The sequence below is a fragment of the Moraxella sp. TY6 genome (assembly GCF_048551375.1).
Lineage (GTDB): Bacteria > Pseudomonadota > Gammaproteobacteria > Pseudomonadales > Moraxellaceae > Faucicola.
Genome location: NZ_JBLYZJ010000002.1, coordinates 17,069 through 37,159 on the forward strand (window position 1 = coordinate 17,069; position 20,091 = coordinate 37,159).

The 20,091-nt window shown below is 42.1% G+C and carries 22 protein-coding genes; 4 read left to right on the forward strand and 18 right to left on the reverse strand.

Features of this window, described 5'->3' with window-relative positions; translation table 11 throughout:
* Window positions 1–99 precede the first annotated feature (99 nt).
* The 12 genes from ACK1U4_RS01955 to ACK1U4_RS02010 form a co-directional block, all read right to left on the reverse strand.
* Entirely contained in the window at window positions 100–585 is a 486-nt protein-coding gene (locus tag ACK1U4_RS01955) for a hypothetical protein (protein ID WP_419400817.1), read from the reverse strand.
* Entirely contained in the window at window positions 582–1,859 is a 1,278-nt protein-coding gene (gene gspL, locus ACK1U4_RS01960; RefSeq protein WP_419400818.1) for a type II secretion system protein GspL, read from the reverse strand. The genes ACK1U4_RS01955 and gspL overlap by 4 nt, the downstream gene beginning before the upstream one ends.
* A gap of 12 nt (window positions 1,860–1,871) precedes the next feature.
* Complete coding sequence (locus ACK1U4_RS01965) at window positions 1,872–2,354, reverse strand: SixA phosphatase family protein (RefSeq protein WP_419400819.1); 483 nt, start codon at window positions 2,352–2,354, stop codon at window positions 1,872–1,874.
* On the reverse strand, window positions 2,351–3,559 hold the full coding sequence (locus ACK1U4_RS01970) for an NAD(P)H-dependent glycerol-3-phosphate dehydrogenase (protein WP_419400820.1): 1,209 nt from the start codon (window positions 3,557–3,559) through the stop codon (window positions 2,351–2,353). The genes ACK1U4_RS01965 and ACK1U4_RS01970 overlap by 4 nt, the downstream gene beginning before the upstream one ends.
* A 204-nt stretch (window positions 3,560–3,763) precedes the next feature.
* Complete coding sequence (locus tag ACK1U4_RS01975) at window positions 3,764–4,327, reverse strand: nitroreductase family protein (RefSeq protein WP_419400821.1); 564 nt, start codon at window positions 4,325–4,327, stop codon at window positions 3,764–3,766.
* A 300-nt stretch (window positions 4,328–4,627) separates the two neighbouring features.
* The gene (locus tag ACK1U4_RS01980; RefSeq protein ID WP_419400822.1) at window positions 4,628–5,866 is read right to left on the reverse strand and encodes a P1 family peptidase; all 1,239 of its coding nucleotides are present in this window, start codon (window positions 5,864–5,866) and stop codon (window positions 4,628–4,630) included.
* Window positions 5,867–6,244: 378 nt separating this feature from the next.
* Entirely contained in the window at window positions 6,245–6,754 is a 510-nt protein-coding gene (locus tag ACK1U4_RS01985; protein WP_419400823.1) for a hypothetical protein, read from the reverse strand.
* An 87-nt stretch (window positions 6,755–6,841) separates the two neighbouring features.
* The gene (locus tag ACK1U4_RS01990) at window positions 6,842–7,495 is read right to left on the reverse strand and encodes an FMN-binding negative transcriptional regulator (protein WP_419400824.1); all 654 of its coding nucleotides are present in this window, start codon (window positions 7,493–7,495) and stop codon (window positions 6,842–6,844) included.
* Between the two features lie 97 nt (window positions 7,496–7,592).
* Window positions 7,593–7,868 carry a hypothetical protein gene (locus ACK1U4_RS01995; RefSeq protein WP_419400825.1) on the reverse strand — a complete coding sequence of 92 codons (276 nt, stop codon included), beginning with the start codon at window positions 7,866–7,868 and terminating at the stop codon, window positions 7,593–7,595.
* Between the two features lie 36 nt (window positions 7,869–7,904).
* Window positions 7,905–9,005: a cell division protein ZapE gene (gene zapE / locus ACK1U4_RS02000; RefSeq protein ID WP_419400826.1), complete on the reverse strand. Its 1,101-nt coding sequence runs from the start codon at window positions 9,003–9,005 to the stop codon at window positions 7,905–7,907.
* 144 nt (window positions 9,006–9,149) lie between these two features.
* On the reverse strand, window positions 9,150–9,686 hold the full coding sequence (locus tag ACK1U4_RS02005; protein ID WP_419400827.1) for an REP-associated tyrosine transposase: 537 nt from the start codon (window positions 9,684–9,686) through the stop codon (window positions 9,150–9,152).
* A 145-nt stretch (window positions 9,687–9,831) separates the two neighbouring features.
* Window positions 9,832–10,506, reverse strand: a complete 675-nt coding sequence (locus tag ACK1U4_RS02010; protein ID WP_419400828.1) for an alpha/beta hydrolase — start codon at window positions 10,504–10,506, stop codon at window positions 9,832–9,834.
* Window positions 10,507–10,782: 276 nt separating this feature from the next.
* Between ACK1U4_RS02010 and ACK1U4_RS02015 the strand changes: the two genes are divergently transcribed.
* Entirely contained in the window at window positions 10,783–11,169 is a 387-nt protein-coding gene (locus ACK1U4_RS02015; protein WP_419400829.1) for a hypothetical protein, read from the forward strand.
* Here the strand turns inward: ACK1U4_RS02015 and ACK1U4_RS02020 are convergent.
* Window positions 11,150–11,830 (reverse strand): DUF2306 domain-containing protein, encoded by a 681-nt coding sequence (locus ACK1U4_RS02020; RefSeq protein WP_419400830.1) that lies wholly within the window; start codon window positions 11,828–11,830, stop codon window positions 11,150–11,152. The genes ACK1U4_RS02015 and ACK1U4_RS02020 overlap by 20 nt on opposite strands.
* A gap of 157 nt (window positions 11,831–11,987) precedes the next feature.
* Between ACK1U4_RS02020 and ACK1U4_RS02025 the strand changes: the two genes are divergently transcribed.
* Window positions 11,988–12,671 carry a YARHG domain-containing protein gene (locus tag ACK1U4_RS02025; RefSeq protein WP_419400831.1) on the forward strand — a complete coding sequence of 228 codons (684 nt, stop codon included), beginning with the start codon at window positions 11,988–11,990 and terminating at the stop codon, window positions 12,669–12,671.
* A gap of 334 nt (window positions 12,672–13,005) precedes the next feature.
* Here the strand turns inward: ACK1U4_RS02025 and ACK1U4_RS02030 are convergent, their stop codons facing one another.
* The 3 genes from ACK1U4_RS02030 to ACK1U4_RS02040 are packed head-to-tail and all read right to left on the reverse strand — an operon-like array spanning window position 13,006 to window position 15,673.
* The gene (locus ACK1U4_RS02030; protein ID WP_419400832.1) at window positions 13,006–13,503 is read right to left on the reverse strand and encodes a hypothetical protein; all 498 of its coding nucleotides are present in this window, start codon (window positions 13,501–13,503) and stop codon (window positions 13,006–13,008) included.
* 52 nt (window positions 13,504–13,555) lie between these two features.
* Window positions 13,556–15,130: a DUF3482 domain-containing protein gene (locus tag ACK1U4_RS02035; protein ID WP_419400833.1), complete on the reverse strand. Its 1,575-nt coding sequence runs from the start codon at window positions 15,128–15,130 to the stop codon at window positions 13,556–13,558.
* 15 nt (window positions 15,131–15,145) lie between these two features.
* Window positions 15,146–15,673, reverse strand: coding sequence for a hypothetical protein (locus tag ACK1U4_RS02040; RefSeq protein WP_419400834.1), 528 nt, complete (start codon window positions 15,671–15,673; stop codon window positions 15,146–15,148).
* Window positions 15,674–16,049: 376 nt separating this feature from the next.
* On the opposite strand from ACK1U4_RS02040, the gene ACK1U4_RS02045 reads away from it, so the two are divergent.
* Both ACK1U4_RS02045 and ACK1U4_RS02050 read left to right on the forward strand, forming a co-directional pair.
* Entirely contained in the window at window positions 16,050–17,024 is a 975-nt protein-coding gene (locus ACK1U4_RS02045) for a DUF1852 domain-containing protein (protein WP_419400835.1), read from the forward strand.
* A gap of 28 nt (window positions 17,025–17,052) precedes the next feature.
* Entirely contained in the window at window positions 17,053–18,081 is a 1,029-nt protein-coding gene (locus tag ACK1U4_RS02050; protein WP_419400836.1) for a methionine synthase, read from the forward strand.
* Between the two features lie 3 nt (window positions 18,082–18,084).
* Here the strand turns inward: ACK1U4_RS02050 and ACK1U4_RS02055 are convergent, their stop codons facing one another.
* Together ACK1U4_RS02055 and ACK1U4_RS02060 are read right to left on the reverse strand one after the other, a co-directional pair.
* Window positions 18,085–19,017, reverse strand: coding sequence for an NAD(+) kinase (locus ACK1U4_RS02055; protein ID WP_419400837.1), 933 nt, complete (start codon window positions 19,015–19,017; stop codon window positions 18,085–18,087).
* 89 nt (window positions 19,018–19,106) lie between these two features.
* Complete coding sequence (locus ACK1U4_RS02060) at window positions 19,107–20,057, reverse strand: alpha/beta fold hydrolase (RefSeq protein ID WP_419400838.1); 951 nt, start codon at window positions 20,055–20,057, stop codon at window positions 19,107–19,109.
* Window positions 20,058–20,091: the final 34 nt, after the last annotated feature.

The following is a 20,091-nucleotide window of genomic DNA, read 5'->3' on the forward strand; positions in this document are numbered from 1 at the left end:
AAGGGCGTAATGCTTACGCCCTATTTGAAATTTTAGCAATTGGGCTTATGCAATAAGCCCCTACAGTGATAATGTTTATTTTGAATACAATCGTTTAGATTATTTGCCACTACTCAACGTTGCTTGTACTTCAATTTTTTCCAAACTGGGTTGATTCATCTGTAATTGTTGAATACTCAGCCCTTGTTGCACCGCTTGATTCATCACATTGTTAATCACAGGGGCTTGAGCATGGCTAAAACTTAGCTGAATCGCCCCTGCATTTTCGGTAACCTGCCCTGTAATCCCTGCACTTGCCAAAATTTGGCGTAACATATCGGCTTTATTTAGCGGTTGGGCTTGTGCGGTGGCTTGATTAGGGTTGATATTACTGGCTTGACTGCGAAGCCAAAATACCTCATTCAAAGCCGAATCATACGCTTTTTGGCTCGCATTGGCTTTATCATGCAATAGCCATGCTCCTGTCACAACCAAAAATACCACCAACGCCAATAATGCCAACTGGTCACGCAATGATAAATGGCTGATGGCTTGGGTCAAGGGTTTGGCAAAGGTCATCTTAGGTGCGGTGAGTTTTTTTATCATAATTGAATTTCTACCATTGCCATTGCCCCTGTGGGGCTGTTGGGTGCATTACTATTCATGCCAGTGGGTGTATTGGGGCTGGGTTCATTGGGATTGGTGGGGCTAACAGGATTATTGGCAATCGCATTGCCAAGGGCATTGCCAGTCACCGAGCCTAGTTTGGCATTGATACCTTGATTGGTCAGTTGGCTGACGGCTTGAGTTAGCGTGGCATTATCTTTGGCGACTAGCTGTAGTTGCACGGTATTGTTTTGATAATTGAGCTGTTTGGCAGTGATTTGGTACTGTTGTAATACAGGTTGTACACTGGCAAGCACGCTTAATATATTGGTATTACTGGGTTGATTATTGACCAATTTGTCTGCCATAAGGCGTTGGATATTAAGGCGAGTGTTAAATTTTTCGTTTGGAAACCACGATTCATATTGTTGCTTGAGCAAGGTTTTGGCTTGCCCTGTGGCTTTTTGATAATGATACCAACGCAACCCATCAACCACCATGCTCAAAAGCAGTGCAAACCCAGCCACCATCAGTATGGTTTTGAGGTAGGGGGAAAATTTGGTGGTGGATTGGCGGATGGTAAAATTCAGCCAATGGCGTGTCGGATTGGCGACAGGCTGAGGCATTGCGTCCGAAAGCTGATAGCTAATATGACTGAGTGTGTCAAGTTGGTTAGTTAATGCTTGGTCAATTTGCCCTGTTAGATATACATAGTCGATATTGGTCGATTTATGCAAGGTAATCGGCAAATGACTCACGGCTGACCCTTGCTCGTGGGGCAGTTGAAGCAGTGCGGTGTCGTTATCTTGATAATAAGTCACTGTCCCTTGCGAGGGAGCGGTGGCAGACTGTGCTAGGTTTGGCAATAATACAAAGTCAGGCAATAATGCCCCCAGTGTAACACCTACCAAACTGGCACTGTGTTGCCATTGGCTTTGGTCAGCTTGGTGCAAGGCGTAGAGGGCAGGGGCTTCGCTGTTGGGTTGGGTGTTGACGATAAGGTCATCGACCGCTGTAATGCTAATGTCTTCAAATAGATAGCGTTTGCCTGTATCCCCTAAGGCTTTGAGTTGGCTGGGGGTGAGTTCGGTTTGGATTTTTAGGACGCTTAAACTTGGGAAATATAAACAGGCAACTTTGTCTTTTGCTTTGGCGTGTTGAAGGTTGATAAGCGTGGCGACTTCTTGCCAGTTGTCAGCAGTTTGCCATGTTTGGGTGGTGTCTTGCCACACTCGTAAGGGGGCTTGTGGATTGGGTAGCCAAATATGAATCACAATCAATGTTCTCTAATGATTAACTGGGGAAAAACGCTCAATTTCAACTGCCAAATTGGGTGCAAAAACCTCTGCCTTAAATACCCTTGCCTCTGCCAAACCAAAAGATTCTGGCGTATCACCTGTCAAAATACTTGCCATATAAGCAATGATATTCATGTGGCACACAATCACCACACAGCTATCTTCGGCTAAGTCCTCCACGAGTGGATATAGCCCATCAATAGCAATTTTGGCATCATCATCTGGGGTGATATGCTCAAAAACCGTGTGTGGCACAGTGGGAAAGCCTTGTTTGACGATTTCACAAGTCTGATAGGCTCGGTTGTAGGGGCTTGAGATAAATAGGGTGGGTGAGCCGTTTTTTTTGGCATAGTCAGCTAGCCAGTGTGCGGTCTGTGTGGCTTGAGCTTTGCCAAGGTCGGATAAATTACGCTCATGGTCGGGCAACGTATAAGCCCCTGCATCGCCATGACGAGTTAGGATGATTTTCATTTTTTCACCTCATGTGGCATGACAAACTCAACATCACTTCTAAAGCCACTTTCCATCAAGTTTAATGCCACGCCAAGTGGGGCTTTATCTTGGAAAATAATGTCGTGTAAGGCATGGGTAATCGGCATATAAATCCCATCTTTCATCGCTTTTTCATTCACTTGCTGAATGGTGTTAATACCCTCAGCGGTTTGCCCTAACTTTTTCACCGCTTGCTCAAGGCTCAAGCCACGCCCCAACATCTCACCAATTTGATAATTACGGCTCAAAGTCGATGAGCAAGTGGCGTACAAATCACCCACGCCCGACAAGCCTAAAAAGGTGAGCGGATTCGCCCCTGCTTTGACCCCAAAACGGCTCATTTCTGCCAAGGCTCGAGTCAAAATCATGGCTTTGGTATTTTCGCCAATGTCATAGGCAGTCGCCATGCCCATCGCAATGGCATAGATGTTTTTCAACGCCCCACCAAGCTCCACACCTGTCACATCATCACTGGCAAACACACGAAAGAACGCACTGTGTAACGCCATTTGCACCGCATGACGTACTGCTTCGGATTGGCTAGCGATGACGGTGGCAGATGGCATATTGTTCATAATTTCTTTGGCAAGGTTTGGGCCGCTCATCACGCCAAATGCCACATTGGGTAGCTCTTGCTCAATGATGTCACTCATCAAGGCAAAGGTATCTTTTTCCATGCCTTTGGTCAGTGATACCACGGCTTGCGAGGTGAGCATGGGTGAGATTTTTTGCAAGGTTTCACGAAATGCCGAACTTGGTACAGCCACAAAGATGATGTCTTTGTCTTTGACCGCATCGGCAAGTTCATGGGTGAATTTTAGGCGTTCGTCAAGTTTGTGGTCAGGTAAGTATTTTTTGTTGATATGGGTTTTTTGCATGGCTTTGACCGTGCGTTTGTCACGTACCCATAGCGTCACATCACAGCCGTTTTTGGCGGATAAGTTTGCCATTGCTGTACCAAAACTACCACCGCCTAACACGGTGATTTTGAGTGGGTTGGTATAAGGTTTTGTCAAAGCGTTGCGGTCATGTTGATTGGCTTGAGCGGATTCGGCTTCTTTGTCTTTGATGGCTTTGGCTTTTTCGAGTAAGTCACTGAGTAAACCGCTGACTTTTTCTCGATTGGTCGTTAACTTTTCGAGATTTTCACTGACATTAAAGGTGGGCAGTTGGGGTTTTTTCATAACGGTTTCCTTGCTTTGCCAAATAGCCTAAGCAAATTTAAACGGATAAACGGTGACTGATACAATTTTTTAAACCATAGTGAATTAAATCAAGAATAATACGTTGAGATTTTGGGTGTATGCAATACGCCCCTACAAACTATGTCTTAATTCTAATTTAAACGACTATAACAATTCAAATTTACGCAAAGCATTGTAGTCAAACTATGCACGATAATCAATAAAATCATCCACCAACATCGGCGGACGTTTTGGCAATTCTGCCCCTGCCGTGCCAACATATACAAAGCCGACAATTTGATTTTTATCAGTGACGTTAAAATAATCTTTGACTGGCTGAGTGTCAATGAGATTGCCTGTCCGCCATACGGTCGCATAGCCGATTGCTTGTAGGGCAAGCAGTAGGTTTTGGGTGGCTGAGGATGCACAGGCAAGCTGTTCCCAATGCGGTACTTTTTCATGCTCACGGTAGTGGCTGATGACGGTGATAATCATGGGCGAGCGGTGGGGCATGGCAAGTGCTTTGGCGAGGGTAGCAGGGTCGGTTTCGCCTTGGTCGAGGCTGGCTTGGTGCAGAGCTTTGCCAAAGTCGGTGAGGGCGTTGCCTTGTAGTACGACAAAGCGGTAGGGTTGTAGCCCTTTGTGGTCGGGGGCGGTCATGGCGACTTCGATGGCTTGTTCGACTTCGGTTTGGGTGGGGGCAGGGGCGATAAGATTGCCCATTGAACGGCGGGATTTGATAAAATCGAGAATTTCTTGTGGTTGCATTTTGGTTTCCTTTTTTAATTTTTTAGCCAATCCAAATGATAATATCATTTCTCATGGTTTTAAGTTCAGAAAATTTTTCTAAAATAAACGCTATTTGATTTTTTAGGTAACCAAAATCGTTACTTTGACAGTAATAAACGTCATTCGTTGTTTCTAAAAAATTTTGGAAACCTACAATTTCTTGAATAACTTCATCTAATTGTTAACTGACTCAAACCCTTAAAAACCAAACCGAAAATCTGTCAGGATTTTCGGTTCGGATTAGAGCAATCAATTACATATAGTCAGTATTGCACTATATTATTTTTTTAGTCTATTGTATTTTTCTAGTAATTTAACGACTCTTTGCTCTGGTAGCTCATATACCGTAGTACCATTTTTACCAACCATAGTTTGAGCAGCTACCAAGGCATTTAAAATTGATTCTTCTGTGGCTTGAGCAGTCGCCTCAAAGAATGGTGACATTTGGTCGTTAGGTATCATTTCAACCATTTGGTTTTTCTCTCTGTTTGCAGCACCTTTATTGGCAGTTGAAAACGCCATAAAAATATCACCAGAGCTATTTGAAGCATAACCACCAAGGCGACCAATGCCTATTGGAACTCGGCGAGCAAGTCGTTTTAATTGGTGAGGCAGTAATGGTGCATCTGTTGCAACAACCACAATAATTGAGCCTGTGTCTTGAACTTTTCTGACAGCTTCTGCTTTCTTGATACCTTCTTCTTTTTTGATAGGGTCCCAAACAGGCATTAAGTCGGTGATTTCTTTACCTACAGGTACACCTGCGATGGTTAATGAATCACGTGTACCATAGTTAGACTGAACAAGGACACCGATGGTATAGGTTTTACCATTAACCACAATTTCACGTGAAGCTGTGCCAATACCGCATTTAAATTGATGGCAAACCATACCAGTACCACCACCAACGCCACCTTCTGCTACTTTGCCTGATTTGGCATTGTCGAGTGCAGCAAATGTGTCTGCTTTTGTTACATGAAATCCATTAATATCATTCAAGTCACCATCATAGGTTTCTGCGACAACAGGTAATGCCCAAAAAATATCTGGCTCATCTGGAAGAGGGTCAAAAAATTTGTTCTTATATTCCCATTCAACCACTGCATCTCTTACAACACCAACGCTATGGGTGTTTGTAATCATGATTGGGCCTTCCAAAAAGCCAGACTCTTCTACCCAAGTCGTACCTGTCATTTCTCCATTACCATTTAGACTATACCATCCTGCATAGACAGGGTCGTATTTATGACCTCGTGGTAATACTGCGGTCACGCCAGTTCTAACTGGGCCTTTACCGACTTCTAATGCACCTTCACCTGATATTAATGTTGTATGACCAACTTCAACGCCTTGAACGTCTGTAATTGCGTTGAATTTACCCGTTTTTCCATCAAGCGGTATGCCTAAATCTCTAGCTCGTGGCTGTTCTGCGTAAGATTGTGAACAAAATAATACGCCAGCGATAAAAACTGAAATAAATTTACTAATAGTTTTTAGTTGAAATCTATTTATATTCATCTTTACAATTCTCTCCAAGTGAAATGTGTTTTTATGTAAAAAAAGGTAGGTAATCTTAAGATAACTAATCTAAATGTAATTAATTTAAGTGATACTGTTTACCTTTGTTTAGATGGTATTTGTTTTTTAATAAAAAAGCAAGTAATTATCGATTCTTTTGTTCAGTAACTAAGCATGGACAGCCGAGCAATGGGGGCGGGTAGTTGTTTTGATATAACAGAGGATAGGAGTAGCGTGATATGGGGATAATGCAGTGAAATCAACGGTTCAAACATTGTTCATCGTGGGTCGGTAGGAATGATTCTCTTCAAAATGCACTATTGCAAGAAGCTCTAAAAATTATTGTTTTTACATTTTGGTTTCCTTTTTAATTTTGTTTTACGAGTTGCTCTCATATTTTATGATGATTTGATTTTTCTTCACACTATCTTCAAAAAAACGTCTAATTTCTTCGATTGTCAAAATTGCTTCAGTCATAGAATCATTATCTTCAAAGCTAAAATTTGACGTTTCAAGTAATTTTGCTTTTTGAACTAGACAATAGATATCATCGCCAAGTAATTTTGGTCGCTGATTTTCTATTTCTTGATAAAGGGTATGGATTGAATTAATGACATCCATTTGCTGTTGTGAAGAAAAAATTATTTGTGTTTCATCAAGGTTTTCGTGAGGTAAATCTTCATCATTCAATAAAAATTCCAAACCAAACGAATCATTTAATGTTTGGAATATTTCTTTCAAATTCCATTTAAGCCCATTTCTGCGTGAGTTAATAAACAAATAATCGTTCTCACTATTGAAATTATGATTTTCAACAATTTCTTCTGTATCATATTTCTCAGCAATTATTGATGTTTTTAAGAAACTATGAAATTTTTCCCAAGCCATATTAGAGCCTTTGATTTATAAAATCATTGATAATCTGTGGTTTAAAGGGTGCGTAGAACGCACCTTACGATTGCCAAAACTTCACTTTTAGCATGAGCCACAATGCTTATTCACCAAAGTCGCCATAGCTTTGGCATTAGCTGTATCAACTTTCTGTAAACCCTTAATCACCCCATTTTGATTGTCGAGCGATTTATTTTGGCTCAATTTAAACTTCGCCTCAAAGCTCACAATATCCAACTTAAATCCCACCAACGCCCGACACATCGCTTCAATATATTCACTTGGTGCATCGGCAAGCGACCACGGTGAAAAAGGCGATTGGCTAAATTGAGCCTCAAAAAAATCCGTCATATCGCCGATAATGCCTTTAATCATATCCGCATCGTGATACAGGGTCGGCGTGGCGGTCAATTGCACACTTTGATAGTTCCAAGTCGGTACTTCTTTATGCGTTTCGGCTTTGCTTGGATACCAGTTTGGGCTGATATAATGCCCATTATCATTAAAAATCACTTTGCAATTTTTACCCAAACCCAAATATTGAACAATCGGATTCATCTTAGCGACATGACCAATCAAACAGCCAAACTCACTGCCATCATCCTGCCACAGTAACGGTACAGGGCAGATTTCAATGACATCGTTTTGACTGGCGACAATATTGGCAAGCACGGTTTGTTGGATAAAGTCTTTGACTGGCTCAAAATCGCTCATGCGAAAATCTTTGGGAATAAACATAAGTTTTTACCTATAATTTGGTTAAAGTACCAATCGAAACGGATATTTACCATGTATGCGATAAATGTGAAAATCCGAATCAATCGTGGCTATTTTATCAATGCGTTGCGTGTTGGCGATATTTTTCTCGGATTCGTTGTTTGACGATTTGTTTGGCATTTTGTGATAAATCATCACGCCCACTATCATAGCTACCAAAAAACTGCTGTCCAACTTCCCAAGCTAATTGAGCATTGTTTTCTTGACTGTCAGATACCATTTTTTGGCTAGGGGCTGATATTTCGTGAATAACTTGTTGTTTTTGTTCGGCATTAAGCGAACGTAATATCGGCAAAACTTGCTGTATCAAAGGTGGTAACGCTAATGTTGCCATGGTATTATCCTCATTTTGTTATCAGCCAATCATATTTTAACTAACATCATCTAACCGATGTTCGGCTTTTAGGTAGTCTTCCGATTGCATTTCAAGCAAACGAGAGCGAGTGCGTTCGATTTCAAATGCCAATTTTTCGCCTTGATACAACTCAAGAATCGACTGCTCCGCACGAATCAACAGCTTGACACGGCGGTCATAAAACTCATCGACCAAATAAATAAATCGCCGTGTCGGGTCGGAGACCACATCGTTTAGTGCAGGCACATCATCGACCAACACGGTGCTAAAATCATTGGCAATCTCGATAAAGTCGCTTGCCGAGCGTGGTTGCATACACAAGGCACGAAAATCGACATACAGCGTATTTTCGGTACGTCCTTTGATGGGGATTTCTCGACCATTGACCATTATCGGCTCTTGATAAACGTGTTGATTGTTGCTCAATGCCACAAAGCGATTGGCGAGCCAATGTTGATTTTCTTTGGTCAAAGGTGATACATACAGCTCGGCTTGTTGCAAGACACGCAGACGGTAGTCGATACCGCTGTCAATGTTCATCACGGTGCAGTTTTTTTCCACTTCGCTAATCGCAGGCAAAAAGCGGTCACGGTGAATGCCGTTTTTGTACAGCCCATTGGGGGCGATGTTGGAGGTGGCGACAAGGGTAATGCCTTTGTTAAATAGCATGGTAAACAAATCGCCAAGAATCATGGCATCCGACACATTCGACACAAAAAATTCATCAAAACAAATCACTTGGGCTTCGTTATGGATGATGTCGGCGACTTTTTGGAGGGGGTCTTGCTGACCTTGTAGGGTGATGAGTTCGCTTTGCACTCGTTTCATAAAGTGGTGGAAATGCTGACGCAATTTGCCTTCGGCAGGTAGCGACTCGTAGAACATATCCATCATCCACGTTTTGCCACGTCCGACACCGCCCCACATATATAAGCCTTTTGGCGGTTCGGTTTTTCGCAAAAAGCTAAACAAGCCTTTGGATTTGGCTTGGTTGGCGAGGAGTTGTTGATATACGCCGTCAAGGTATTGCATGGCTTGGCGTTGTTGGGTGTCTTCGCTGAATTCGCCTGTTTGGAGGGCTTGTTCATAGCGTTGAATGGGTGAGAGGTTGTTCATATTTAAGTCCAAAAAATTGCGTTTGGTAGTAGCGTGGGTTAGCGAAGCGTTACCCACGATAAATTCTGTAAATAATGCTTTTTAATTCCATGAGTCGTGCCAAACAGAAGGCTAATCCACCCTTACCTTTGGTTTGCGAAAATTCTATTCACCAAATTCTAAATTGGTATTAATGTTTAAATCACTTCCCCAATCTAAGGTAAAAATCCCTTTTTTAACATCTCGATGAAAACTTGAAAACTGCCAATCTTTCACATTTTTGACATAGCCATGTTTAACAGGGTTAAAATAAATGTATTCAACGTGTGAGTTATAATCAAACTCATCTCGAATCGTATGTTCCCAAAATCGGCGTTGCCATATACCCTGCTCATTTTTATCTTTTCGGCTTAAATTTGACGTATGTTTTAAATTAAGTGGCAACTGTCTTGTAAAATAATTTTTGAGTAATTTAATCCTTGATGAATAATCACTATCATCGACAGGTAGTGTCCATAGCAAATGTATATGGTCGGGCATTATAACAATCGCATTGGTATAAAAGGGCATTTTATCTTGAATTTTTTGATAAGCAAGGCGTAAAGTTGCTATATTTTCAACTAATAAATCACTTTTCCTATCAGCGAGACAAAGTGTTAAAAAATAAGTGCCACCTTGTTGAAAGTTTCGCCGATAACTCATATTTCATCCTTGAAAAATTTTCTACAAAACGTGGGTTAATCATTTTTTGCTATAAAATTCGTGGGTAAGTAATTGAGCAAAGTTAAATATGTGTTTGATTTCGTGGGTAACGCTGTCGCTAACCCACGCTACATTATCTACATTATCAAACTAATTTTGATGTATTATTTTGCAATTGCTCTTTCAACTCGCCCAATTTGCCATGAAAGAAATGCCCTGTATTCGCCACCATCGCCTGTCTTATCCCAAATTCATTGGCAAAATCCACCATCACTTGCGGTGACACGACATCATCATGTTCACCATACACCATAAAAGTTTTATCCGTTGGCAATACCAAATCGGCAGTGCTATTTTTCTCAATCGAAGGGGCAATTAACGCCAAATCCGTCAATTCAAAATCATCAAGCCCCAAAAATGCCCCTTGTTCTGCCAGTTGCTGTGCGACTTTGGCAATCACAAATCCCCCAAACGAAAATCCACCTAACCATAATTGACGAGCGTCCGTTTGACCATGAATCCAATGTAACATCGTCATCGCATCGTCAATTTCGCCGACCACATCGCCATATTCACCAGTTGATTGTCCCACGCCACGATAGTTAAAGCGGACAACGTGCATCCCATTATCCCTTGCAAAGCGGTACATGGTGGACACGACTTTATTCATCATCGTGCCTTCTTGGAGCGGATTGGGGTGGCAGAGTAGGGCGACACGTTGGGTATTTGGGTCGGTTGGATTGCCATTTTGCCAAAGGGCATCGACTTCGAGTTTACCCTGTGGGGCATCAACTAAAATATGGGGGTGGGGTTTTAACATGAATTATCACCGAAAAACTAGCATAAATTATCAAAATGTAACCCCTTATCCTACCCAAAAATGCCTTAAATAGCTATGTGAAATCGGTGTTTTTATAAAAAATTCTATCGGTGGCTGGCGTGGTTTTGTGGTCAGCGTATTTCGCAAAATGTTGCTAAAAATGCCGATAACTTGCTCACTGTTAATGATTTGTTATCGAATTTGCCATTTGGTGGATTTTTGGGCAAACTAGGCGTTGTTTAAGGTTGAAGCCCTCACTAACAAAAGGTTATTACCATGCCAAAGTTTTCATTTTCTCTGTTAAATTTATCATCAAAAACGGCCACACTTGCGGTGTTAAGTAGCGTGTTACTTACTGCTTGTCAAAGTACGCCCACCAATTTACCTGTGATTCAACGCCCCAATAACGTGTTTGAAACCACAGGTTTGGGCAAAACTTCCACCATCGCCAAGACCAATGCTATTAACTATGCCACGCAACAATGTCGCAATCATTCACCGATTGTGTTAAGTGATACTACAAAATATAATGGTGTTTTGGATGAAGGTTTGGGGCGTATCGCAGACCAAGCGATGGGCGTGATTGGAGGGATTTTTGGTAATAAAGCCAGTATTGCTCGTGATGATGATTATGAATATACCATCACTTTCCGTTGCCCGTAAGTTTGAGAAATAGCCACGCAATGGCGAGGTTTATCACCCATGCCAATACACTTTCGGTACGATAAATCGTCATCGGTGTCAGCCAATCGACATAAGGGGCAAGTTGATACAGCCCCAATTTGAGCAATCGCAGGGTAATCGCTGACATCGCCAACGCATAGCTATACACCATCAAAGTGCGGTGGCGAGCGATTTGTCGCTTGCGTACCGTTACCACTGCCATGATGGTGGTATACCCCCACAACCCACACAGCGTCAAAAAACTGCCCTTGACTAGCCAACCGCCTAACGCTGTCCACGCCAATACAAAACCTGATGGCAATGCCAAACCTAGCACGGTTATCACATAAAAATAGCCTAAGTATTTATGCCATTTGCGATAGTCTAACGAGCCAAAGCCTTGCCAAAACTGGCTAAACCCTGCTAATAACACCAAGCCACTGCTAAAAACGTGCGTCCAAAAAGCCCATCGCCACCAATCAAATTTGACCCAAAATTGCTTGAGAATCAAAAAATCATTCATAGGGTCAAGTGTGCGATAGCCCCACACGATTTGCCCCATTAGCCAACAAAAATATGCCAAACATATTAACGCCATACCAGTAAAAACAGGGGCTAATATTGATTTTTTTGGTGTGGTGGCAAAAAATGGCAAACGCATGAGTTTGGGGATTCCGATTCGTTGATGACGCTTAAAATTACAATCAATGATTGACTTTCTGCTCTTACTATATCATATTTACAACTAATAAAAGTCCAGTATTTTATCCATGCTGGATGATAACTTTTCAACACAATTAAACAACATAAGGAACACCATGCGTATTTTCACTTCATTGATTATCAGTTTAAGCTGTGCCAGTTTGCCAATCATGGCATTGGCAGACATCAGCACAGGGGCGTATTCGGGCAAATTTGGTGAGGCAAAAGCCACCATTTTTATCGACAGTATCAATAATGGTACTATCAAAGGGCGAAGCCTGTATTTGCAAAATTATCGCACACTGACAGGCACAGTCAAAGCTGAAGGCAGCTACTGGCGAGTGTTACTCAATGAGCCTGCCGACCGCACTGGCGATGGGCAGTTTAGTTTATTGGTGGCAAAAAGTACGCCCACAGTTTTGACAGGGTCTTGGAAAGTATTTGCCAAAAATGATACCAAAAAAGGCATCGCCCCTAAAAATTTTAGCCTAAGCAAGTCAAGTTGTGGCTTTAAAAAGGGTAAAGGTTATAACCCAGAAGCCTCAGAACGCTTATTGGAAGACGATGATTTGTTTATGTCGGCTGAGGAGCTAGACGGTATGCGAAATGAAATTTTTGCACGCCACGGCTATTCGTTTAAAGATGTTGGTATTGCCAGTGAATATGCGACAGAGGATTGGTATGTACCTTGCTATACCAATGTTGACCAAGCGTTAAGCCCAGTCGAAAAAGAAAATATCAAACGTATCATTGCCATGACTGCGTATGCCAAGAAAAATCCCAGTAAATTTGGGCGGTAACGGTTGGTAAACATTGAGGGGATTCTATGTAAGATGCTAATACTTCTTACCCCAAGTTTAGGTATAGTGAATTAAATCAAAAATAAGACTTTGAAATTTTGGGCGTATGCAATATGCCCCTACGAAACTGTCTTATTTGTAGTTTAAACGGCTATAGTAGGGCTTACACAAAAGACACTGGATTCCCACATTCGTGGGAATGACGACAAAGATTTTAATTACTCGTCACCCCTGCGAAGGCAGGGGTCTAGCATCTTTTTTATTTGCAAAGTTATCCAAAATTGCGTAAGTCCTATTTAAATTTCGTCATTTCGAGCATAGTCCTCGTCTTATTTTAATTTTTGAGTTTGGTTTGTAAATACTGCTGTAACGCCTCTACGGTCACGCCATCATCAGCGGTTTGAATCGCCTCGATAAGCTGGGGTAGTGGCGGTGCGGTCAGTGGTTGGGTGTCAAATAGCTTTAACAAGCGAAATTGCAAGGCAGGTTCGCCATGTTGTAAAACCACCTCAATAAGCTTTGGCACATCAAACGGCAAATCCGAAGTGGATTGAGCCATCGCAATGGCATGATATGCCCCATGAGCGTCTTGGTCTTGTAAAATCCGCTGTTGCACGGCAGTGTAGGCTTTTTCGGTCGTACCGCCTAGCACGTTGATTTTGTGTAGGCAGTTTAATGCTGAATTAGTTTGTGATTCAGCAAGGGTGATGATGGCTTCGGCTTGTTGTTTGAGGTGAGTGCGTTTTTTTTCAAGCTCGGCAAGCTGTGCATCAGTCAGTTCTGGCTCATCTTCCGCTCGTTGTAAATTTGGATTAAATTGAATGTCATTCATGGTTATTACCCTTATTTATGTTACAGTTTAAATAAGGGTAATTTTTTCAAAATCAACGTCTTAATTGCCGTGATAATTGCCACGCCGATTCATCACGCAAATCATGGGCAGAGTTAGCCAATTTACCACCATTTAACGAAGACCATTCAGGTTTGCCACGGGCTTTTTTTAGCAAACTTGGCAATTTATCTGGCGACCACGGTGCAAGGGCTTGCTTGGTCATAATTGTTTCAGTGGACGCATGCCCTCGATGACGTAACGCATTGAGCAAATCCATCGCACGAGTGGCTAGCAAGGTAATGGTCGCAGGGTCGATGTATAGGCGTTTGACCCCACTGATTTTATCAGCAATCGCCCCAGTATTACCTGCAATCCCCCCAATCAAACCGCCCAATGCCGTACCCAGTCCCAACGATGTTCCCAAAGTCGCTGCATCAATCCCCAGTCCAATCAATGCCCCTGCCGCTGCCCCACTGGTGGTGCGAATGCCATAGCTTGCCAGTAGCTCACTGTCAAAGGGGTCACGGCGATATTCCGTCAATTCAAGCGGTGTGGTCGCCACAGTGTTATCATAAAATTTATATAAATTTAGCAATTCGTCTTGCACTGCTCGTTCGGCTTGGCGGACTTTTTCTTGCATTTTATTTAGCGTGGGTAGGGGGTCGTCATCTTCGTGAATACTTTCGACAAAGCTTGCCACATTCAACAAAAAGTGAGCGATGATAATATTGGCATCATCATACAAGCCATCCCAATCGGCTTGACGGCGTTCAATGAGTTGGCTAACAATCTCAGGCTGAATCAGCATGGTGGCAAGGTTTTGCCATAGTTTGATTTCGTCATCAAATTCAAACGCCACTGAGTCAAAGCGTGTGGAAACGTGCAGATTGCGTCTAGCCAGTTGTTGTTGCCACTCGATGATATTGCTATTTTGCTCATGGGTGAAATTAAACACAGGCATCACAGGAATCGCTGACCATGATAACACGGTGAGTTCATCTTTATATTTGCCAAGCACAGGCTCACGAGCATCAATCACATAAATCGCCATATCACTGGCAAGTAGTTGGCGAATGACTTTGGCTTCTTGACTGTAGTCATCTTGGGCGAGTGGGCTGGCGAGAAATTGTTGCAAACGTTCCACCCCATCACGGCGACTGGCGGTATTTTCCTCAAGCCAATCGAGCAAGCCTGTCGCATCCTCCAATCCGGGGGTATCGTATAACGCCACTAAGTTTTGTCCAGTTTGGCTATCGCTAATTAGGGCTTTTTCGACATGGCGAGTGGTGGCAGGGGCGTTTTTGACTTCGCCAAAATATACATCACGCAATAGGGTACGCAGTAGCGAGGTTTTGCCTGTGTTAGTATGTCCGACCACCGCAAGTTTTAACGCTTCATTTTCACCAATGCTGACTTTTTTGGGGCTGTTTTGTGTTAATTGATTTTGGTTTAATTGATGGTTTTGATTGCTTGGGTCAAAAGGGGTAAGTTCATGCTCACCTTGTTTTGGCAATGGTTCAGATGAGGGTTGAGGAAACGATGCGGTGGGCTTGACGGCTGGAAAAAAATCTTTGTCTAAATTAATCTGCAGGTCTGTATCAGTTTTGGTGAGTTGATTATTTTCCATAGTTTCCTCAAATTTTTAGATTTTTTGGGCAAGGGTTAAGGCGTGTTTAATATCATCAAAGGCAGTCGCCATCAAGGGTTGTGCTAACCAATCTTCAAAATCCGAAGCTTGCCCAAGATTATTTTCTATCAAACTCTCAACATATTCTAAATAGCTGATGGCAGATAACATTCCCAATTCATGGCTATTATCAGATTTTTGAGCCATTTCTCGAAGTGATAAATAAAAATCCAATAACTCCCAAATCATCAGCAGTGCCTCACTGGTATTATGAGGATAAGCATCACCCATGCTAAACATAATATCATCAAGCACCAGCAATTGTTGTTCAATTATCTCATCATGCCAATTCGGTTGCAAAATTTGCTGAATAATGGCTTGATAATGCGGTTTTTCGCTGTCTAATTCACCCTCAAGCCAATCGGTTGGCAAACCTTTGACAAAGTGATAAATCAAATTTTTGATAAAATCCGCTTGTTGTTCGCTTGATAATTGTTGAAGTTTTTCATGGATAAAATTGGTGACATCATAATAGCTTTGCATAAATTATTCCAATTTATTGTTATGGATGATTGTAAATAGCATTAAATCCAAAATTTAAAGTCGTGGGGGCGTAATATTTACGCCCTATTTTGAGATTTTAAACTTTTTTAGATGACGGTAAATAAAGAGAACCCCAAGGCATTTTTTATCAATCATATCGCTAACATTTGACAAATGCAAATAAAAATATTTTTAATTGATAGTTAAACTATGTATTTAATAAAAATAATAAATTGAATTTTTCTCATGTTTTATAATAATTATATCGTTTTTATTCATGTTAAAAATTAGGTATAAATATACCCCAGACATTCATACCGTCATTAACAGGGCAATTTGAATGATATTTGTACTATTTGAAAATTGAGGTAGTTTTATGAGCCAGTTTCAGTGTTTTATTGATACATTGCGTTTTGATGAGCATTATCAACCGCTACAACATACACGTTTGACCACCAATTTTGCCAATCTTGCACGAGGTGAACACCGTGAGCAGAATTTGCGTCATACCTTACAAATGATTAATCGGCGTTTTAATGATTTGGCAAACTGGGATAACCCAAATGCCGATCGCTATTCAGTTGAGCTAGATATTGTTTCGGTGGATGTTGATATTGAGGGCAATGGTGAGCGTTTTCCTGCCATTGAGGTGCTAAATACCACCATTGTTGACCATCATACCAATCAACGTCTTGATGGGATTATTGGCAATAGTTTTTCGTCTTATGTGCGAGATTATGATTTTAGCGTGTTGTTGTTGGCATATAATAAACAAAAACCTGCTTTTTGTGTGCCTGATAATTTTGGTGAATTACACGGTAAATTATTTCAATATTTGATTGAGTCGGATGCCTACACCAGCCAGTTTCACAAAAATCCTGTGATTTGTTTGAGTGTTTCTCATACCAAAACTTACTACCAAACCACCAATGTACACCCAATATTGGGCGTGGAGTATCAGCAAAATGAGTATTCATTGACCGATGATTATTTTGCCAAAATGGGGTTGTCGGTACGTTATTTTATGCCTCCCAAATCGGTTGCCCCATTTGCGTTTTATTTTAAAGGCGATTTATTGAATGATTATACCAATCTTGAATTGATTAGCACCATTAGCACGATGGAAACCTTTCAAAAAATTTATCGCCCAGAGATTTATAACGCCAATGCCAAAGCAGGGCAATGTTATCGTCCTAGTTTAGATAATCCAGACCATTCTTTGACAAAAATTGACTATGACCGTGAAGAGCGTACCCAGTTAGCCATCAAACAAGGTCAGTATACGGAAGCCAATTTTATTCAGCCACATAGAAATTTATTACAGCAATGGGCAAATACCGTGGTGCTTTAAGTCCTCATTAAAAGATAAGTAGACGAATATGAATAAGTTATTACCAACATCAACGGCAGGTAGCCTGCCAAAACCAATTTGGTTAGCCGAGCCTGAGCAATTATGGTCAGATTGGAAATTGCCACCTGACCAATTGCTTGATGGCAAGCGAGATGCCCTGCTAGTGGCATTACAAGAGCAATTGCGAGCAGGCATTGATATTGTCAGTGATGGTGAGCAAACACGCCAACATTTTGTCACAACTTTCATTGAACATTTGGCAGGGGTGGATTTTAACCAACGTGAAACTGTCAAAATTCGCAACCGTTATGATGCCAGTGTGCCAACCGTGGTCGGTGCGGTGTCACGCCCTCAGTCTGTGTTTGTCGAGGATGCCAAATTTTTACGTGCCTATACCAATCAGCCTATCAAATGGGCATTGCCTGGCCCGATGACCATGGTCGATACCTTGTATGATGGCTATTATGGTAGCCGTGAAAAATTGGCATGGGAATTTGCCAAAATCTTGAATGAAGAAGCCAAAGCCTTAGAAGCCGTTGGGGTGGATATCATTCAGTTTGATGAGCCTGCCTTTAATGTGTTTTTTGAAGAAGTCAATGATTGGGGTATTGCCACGCTCGAAAGAGCCATTGAAGGGCTAACATGTGAAACCGCCGTGCATATTTGCTATGGTTATGGGATTCAAGCCAATACCGATTGGAAAAAAACCTTGGGCAGTGAGTGGCGACAATACGAAGAAATATTCCCAAAAATTCAGCAGTCTGCGATTGATATTGTGTCACTCGAATGTCAAAATTCAAGTGTGCCAATGGAATTAATCGAAATTATTCGAGGTAAAAAAGTCATGGTCGGTGCGATTGATGTGGCGACCAACATCATCGAAACCCCTGAGCAAGTGGCAGAAACCCTGCGTAAAGCATTAAACTTTGTCGATGCTGATAAACTGTACCCATCAACAAATTGTGGCATGACCCCTTTATCTCGCACGGTTGCCAATGCCAAATTACAGGCATTAACCGCAGGTTCGGATATTGTACGGCAAGAACTGGTTGGCTAAACGTTAGCTATCTAGTGAAAACTCTTCCGCATAGGTATTCCAACCCAGTTTGGTACGGCACGCCTCAAAAAAATCCACGCCCCACGGATGTAATAAAATCAGTTTGTTGGGGTGTTTGCGGATGATTAAGCGTTGGTTTTGATTGAGCGGAACGGACGGTTTACCATCCGCACTGACCATCGGCTGAGTGCGATTGTCTTTATGGATACGGATTTTGATTTCGCTATTACCATCAACCACAATCGGACGGCTAGACAGCGTGTGTGGGTGCATGGGAACAAGGCAAATCGCATTCAAGGTGGGATGCACAATTGGGCCTCCACCAGACAAGGCATAAGCGGTTGAGCCTGTCGGAGTCGAGGCAATTAACCCATCACTATGTTGGCGATACACATCCAACCCATCAATTTTTAGGTTAAAATCCAACATATGTACCGATTTACCTGCATGCAGTACGATATCATTGAGAGCCATGTCTTCATAAATCACATGGCTACCTTGACGGATTTCCATTTTTAACAAAAACCGATGGTCAAGGTGAAAGCGTCCGTTTAAAATATCAGAAAATTGTTGTACTAAATCATCAGGATGCACATCTGCCAAAAAGCCTAAACGTCCACGATTGACCCCCACGACAGGCACGCTATATTTAGCAAGCACTTGGGCAGCATGAAGCAATGACCCATCACCCCCCACCACGACAACAAGGTCGCATTCGCCACCCAATAAACTACGGTCAACCACCCTTACGTCACCAAGTTTTTTCTTATCCAATAAGGGCAGGCGAGCGGTTTGGTGGTCGATGCAAATTGGCAAACCTTGACTGTGAAAAAAATCGCAAAGTTGATAAATACTTTGGATAATGCTGGTTTTGTTGGCACGCCCCATGATACCGATACGGCGAAAGGCAGGATTGCTGATAAGAGTGGCGGTCATAGTAATAGTGTCTTACAGTATAGCGGTAGGTACACACTATTTTAGCATAACTATATTAGGAGTTTTATGAAATTTGTTGAACCCAACGGCTAATGCCAATGCTTCACCAAATAATCCACCAACACAGGCACAAATGGCTTTGCCAAATCATGCCCCATGCCATGAATCAAATGAAATTCACTATTTGGAATCGCCTTTGCCACCGCACGCCCATGAGCAGGCGGAATCAAGCCGTCTTTTTCGCCATGTAGCACAATTGTGGGTTGGGTGATTTTTTTGTCATATTTCACAATCGACCCAGTTGCCAAAATCGCTTGTAATTGTTGAAGTGAGCCACGAGGGTGATAACTCCGCTCAAACCGCAGACGCACCATACGTTCGACTTCTGCTTCATCGACATGATTAGGTGAGCCGATACGTTGCATGACCCAAATACCAAAGGCGACCACATCATCGACTTGGGTGGTTTTGGGGTGGGCAATCAAGGTATGTAACTGCCTAGGCTTGGGTGGGGGCAACATCGGTTGATTATTACTGGTAAACATTAGCCCAAGTTTGGCGACCTTTTTGGGGTATTTACAGGCAAGGATTTGGGCAATCATACCGCCCATCGAAGCCCCCACCGCATACACTTGTTCTAGCCCCATTTTATCGAGCAAACGTTTGGTATCTTCCACCATATCAAACAGATTATACGCCACAGGATAATGGCGATTGGTCAGCCCAATCTGCATCCGAGCCATCATTTTGATATTGTTAATGGGAAAACGAGGAAACGGACGAGCGATTTTTGTCGACAATCCAATGTCACGGTTGTCAAAGCGAATGACAAAAAATCCTGCGTCAATCAGCCCTTTGACAAAGTTATCCGTCCAAAAGACCATCTGCGAACCCAAGCCCAAAATCAGTAGCAAGGGCGGATGACTGGGGTCGCCACCGACTTCGACACACAGACGTAAATTATCATCAATGTCGATAAAGGTAGTCTGCATAAAGTCGCTAATCGGCGATTGGGTGAACTCGAATTGGGTCAAATCCATAACAAACTCATTGTGTTAAGATTATTTATTATTA

Bases quoted from the DNA above. Each gene is read 5' to 3' on its own strand.
- ACK1U4_RS02030 (WP_419400832.1), bottom strand. From the start codon at position 13,503: ATGAATGACATTCAATTTAATCCAAATTTACAACGAGCGGAAGATGAG.
- ACK1U4_RS02015 (WP_419400829.1), top strand. From the start codon at position 10,783: ATGCCAAAGTTTTCATTTTCTCTGTTAAATTTATCATCAAAAACGGCC.
- ACK1U4_RS01970 (WP_419400820.1), bottom strand. From the start codon at position 3,559: ATGAAAAAACCCCAACTGCCCACCTTTAATGTCAGTGAAAATCTCGAA.
- ACK1U4_RS02005 (WP_419400827.1), bottom strand. From the start codon at position 9,686: ATGAGTTATCGGCGAAACTTTCAACAAGGTGGCACTTATTTTTTAACA.
- ACK1U4_RS02035 (WP_419400833.1), bottom strand. From the start codon at position 15,130: ATGGAAAATAATCAACTCACCAAAACTGATACAGACCTGCAGATTAAT.
- ACK1U4_RS01975 (WP_419400821.1), bottom strand. From the start codon at position 4,327: ATGCAACCACAAGAAATTCTCGATTTTATCAAATCCCGCCGTTCAATG.
- ACK1U4_RS02055 (WP_419400837.1), bottom strand. From the start codon at position 19,017: ATGACCGCCACTCTTATCAGCAATCCTGCCTTTCGCCGTATCGGTATC.
- ACK1U4_RS02010 (WP_419400828.1), bottom strand. From the start codon at position 10,506: ATGTTAAAACCCCACCCCCATATTTTAGTTGATGCCCCACAGGGTAAA.
- ACK1U4_RS02040 (WP_419400834.1), bottom strand. From the start codon at position 15,673: ATGCAAAGCTATTATGATGTCACCAATTTTATCCATGAAAAACTTCAA.
- ACK1U4_RS02045 (WP_419400835.1), top strand. From the start codon at position 16,050: ATGAGCCAGTTTCAGTGTTTTATTGATACATTGCGTTTTGATGAGCAT.
- ACK1U4_RS01995 (WP_419400825.1), bottom strand. From the start codon at position 7,868: ATGGCAACATTAGCGTTACCACCTTTGATACAGCAAGTTTTGCCGATA.
- zapE (WP_419400826.1), bottom strand. From the start codon at position 9,005: ATGAACAACCTCTCACCCATTCAACGCTATGAACAAGCCCTCCAAACA.
- ACK1U4_RS01990 (WP_419400824.1), bottom strand. From the start codon at position 7,495: ATGTTTATTCCCAAAGATTTTCGCATGAGCGATTTTGAGCCAGTCAAA.
- ACK1U4_RS01965 (WP_419400819.1), bottom strand. From the start codon at position 2,354: ATGAAAATCATCCTAACTCGTCATGGCGATGCAGGGGCTTATACGTTG.
- ACK1U4_RS01985 (WP_419400823.1), bottom strand. From the start codon at position 6,754: ATGGCTTGGGAAAAATTTCATAGTTTCTTAAAAACATCAATAATTGCT.
- ACK1U4_RS01955 (WP_419400817.1), bottom strand. From the start codon at position 585: ATGATAAAAAAACTCACCGCACCTAAGATGACCTTTGCCAAACCCTTG.
- ACK1U4_RS02025 (WP_419400831.1), top strand. From the start codon at position 11,988: ATGCGTATTTTCACTTCATTGATTATCAGTTTAAGCTGTGCCAGTTTG.
- ACK1U4_RS01980 (WP_419400822.1), bottom strand. From the start codon at position 5,866: ATGAATATAAATAGATTTCAACTAAAAACTATTAGTAAATTTATTTCA.
- ACK1U4_RS02020 (WP_419400830.1), bottom strand. From the start codon at position 11,830: ATGCGTTTGCCATTTTTTGCCACCACACCAAAAAAATCAATATTAGCC.
- ACK1U4_RS02050 (WP_419400836.1), top strand. From the start codon at position 17,053: ATGAATAAGTTATTACCAACATCAACGGCAGGTAGCCTGCCAAAACCA.
- ACK1U4_RS02060 (WP_419400838.1), bottom strand. From the start codon at position 20,057: ATGGATTTGACCCAATTCGAGTTCACCCAATCGCCGATTAGCGACTTT.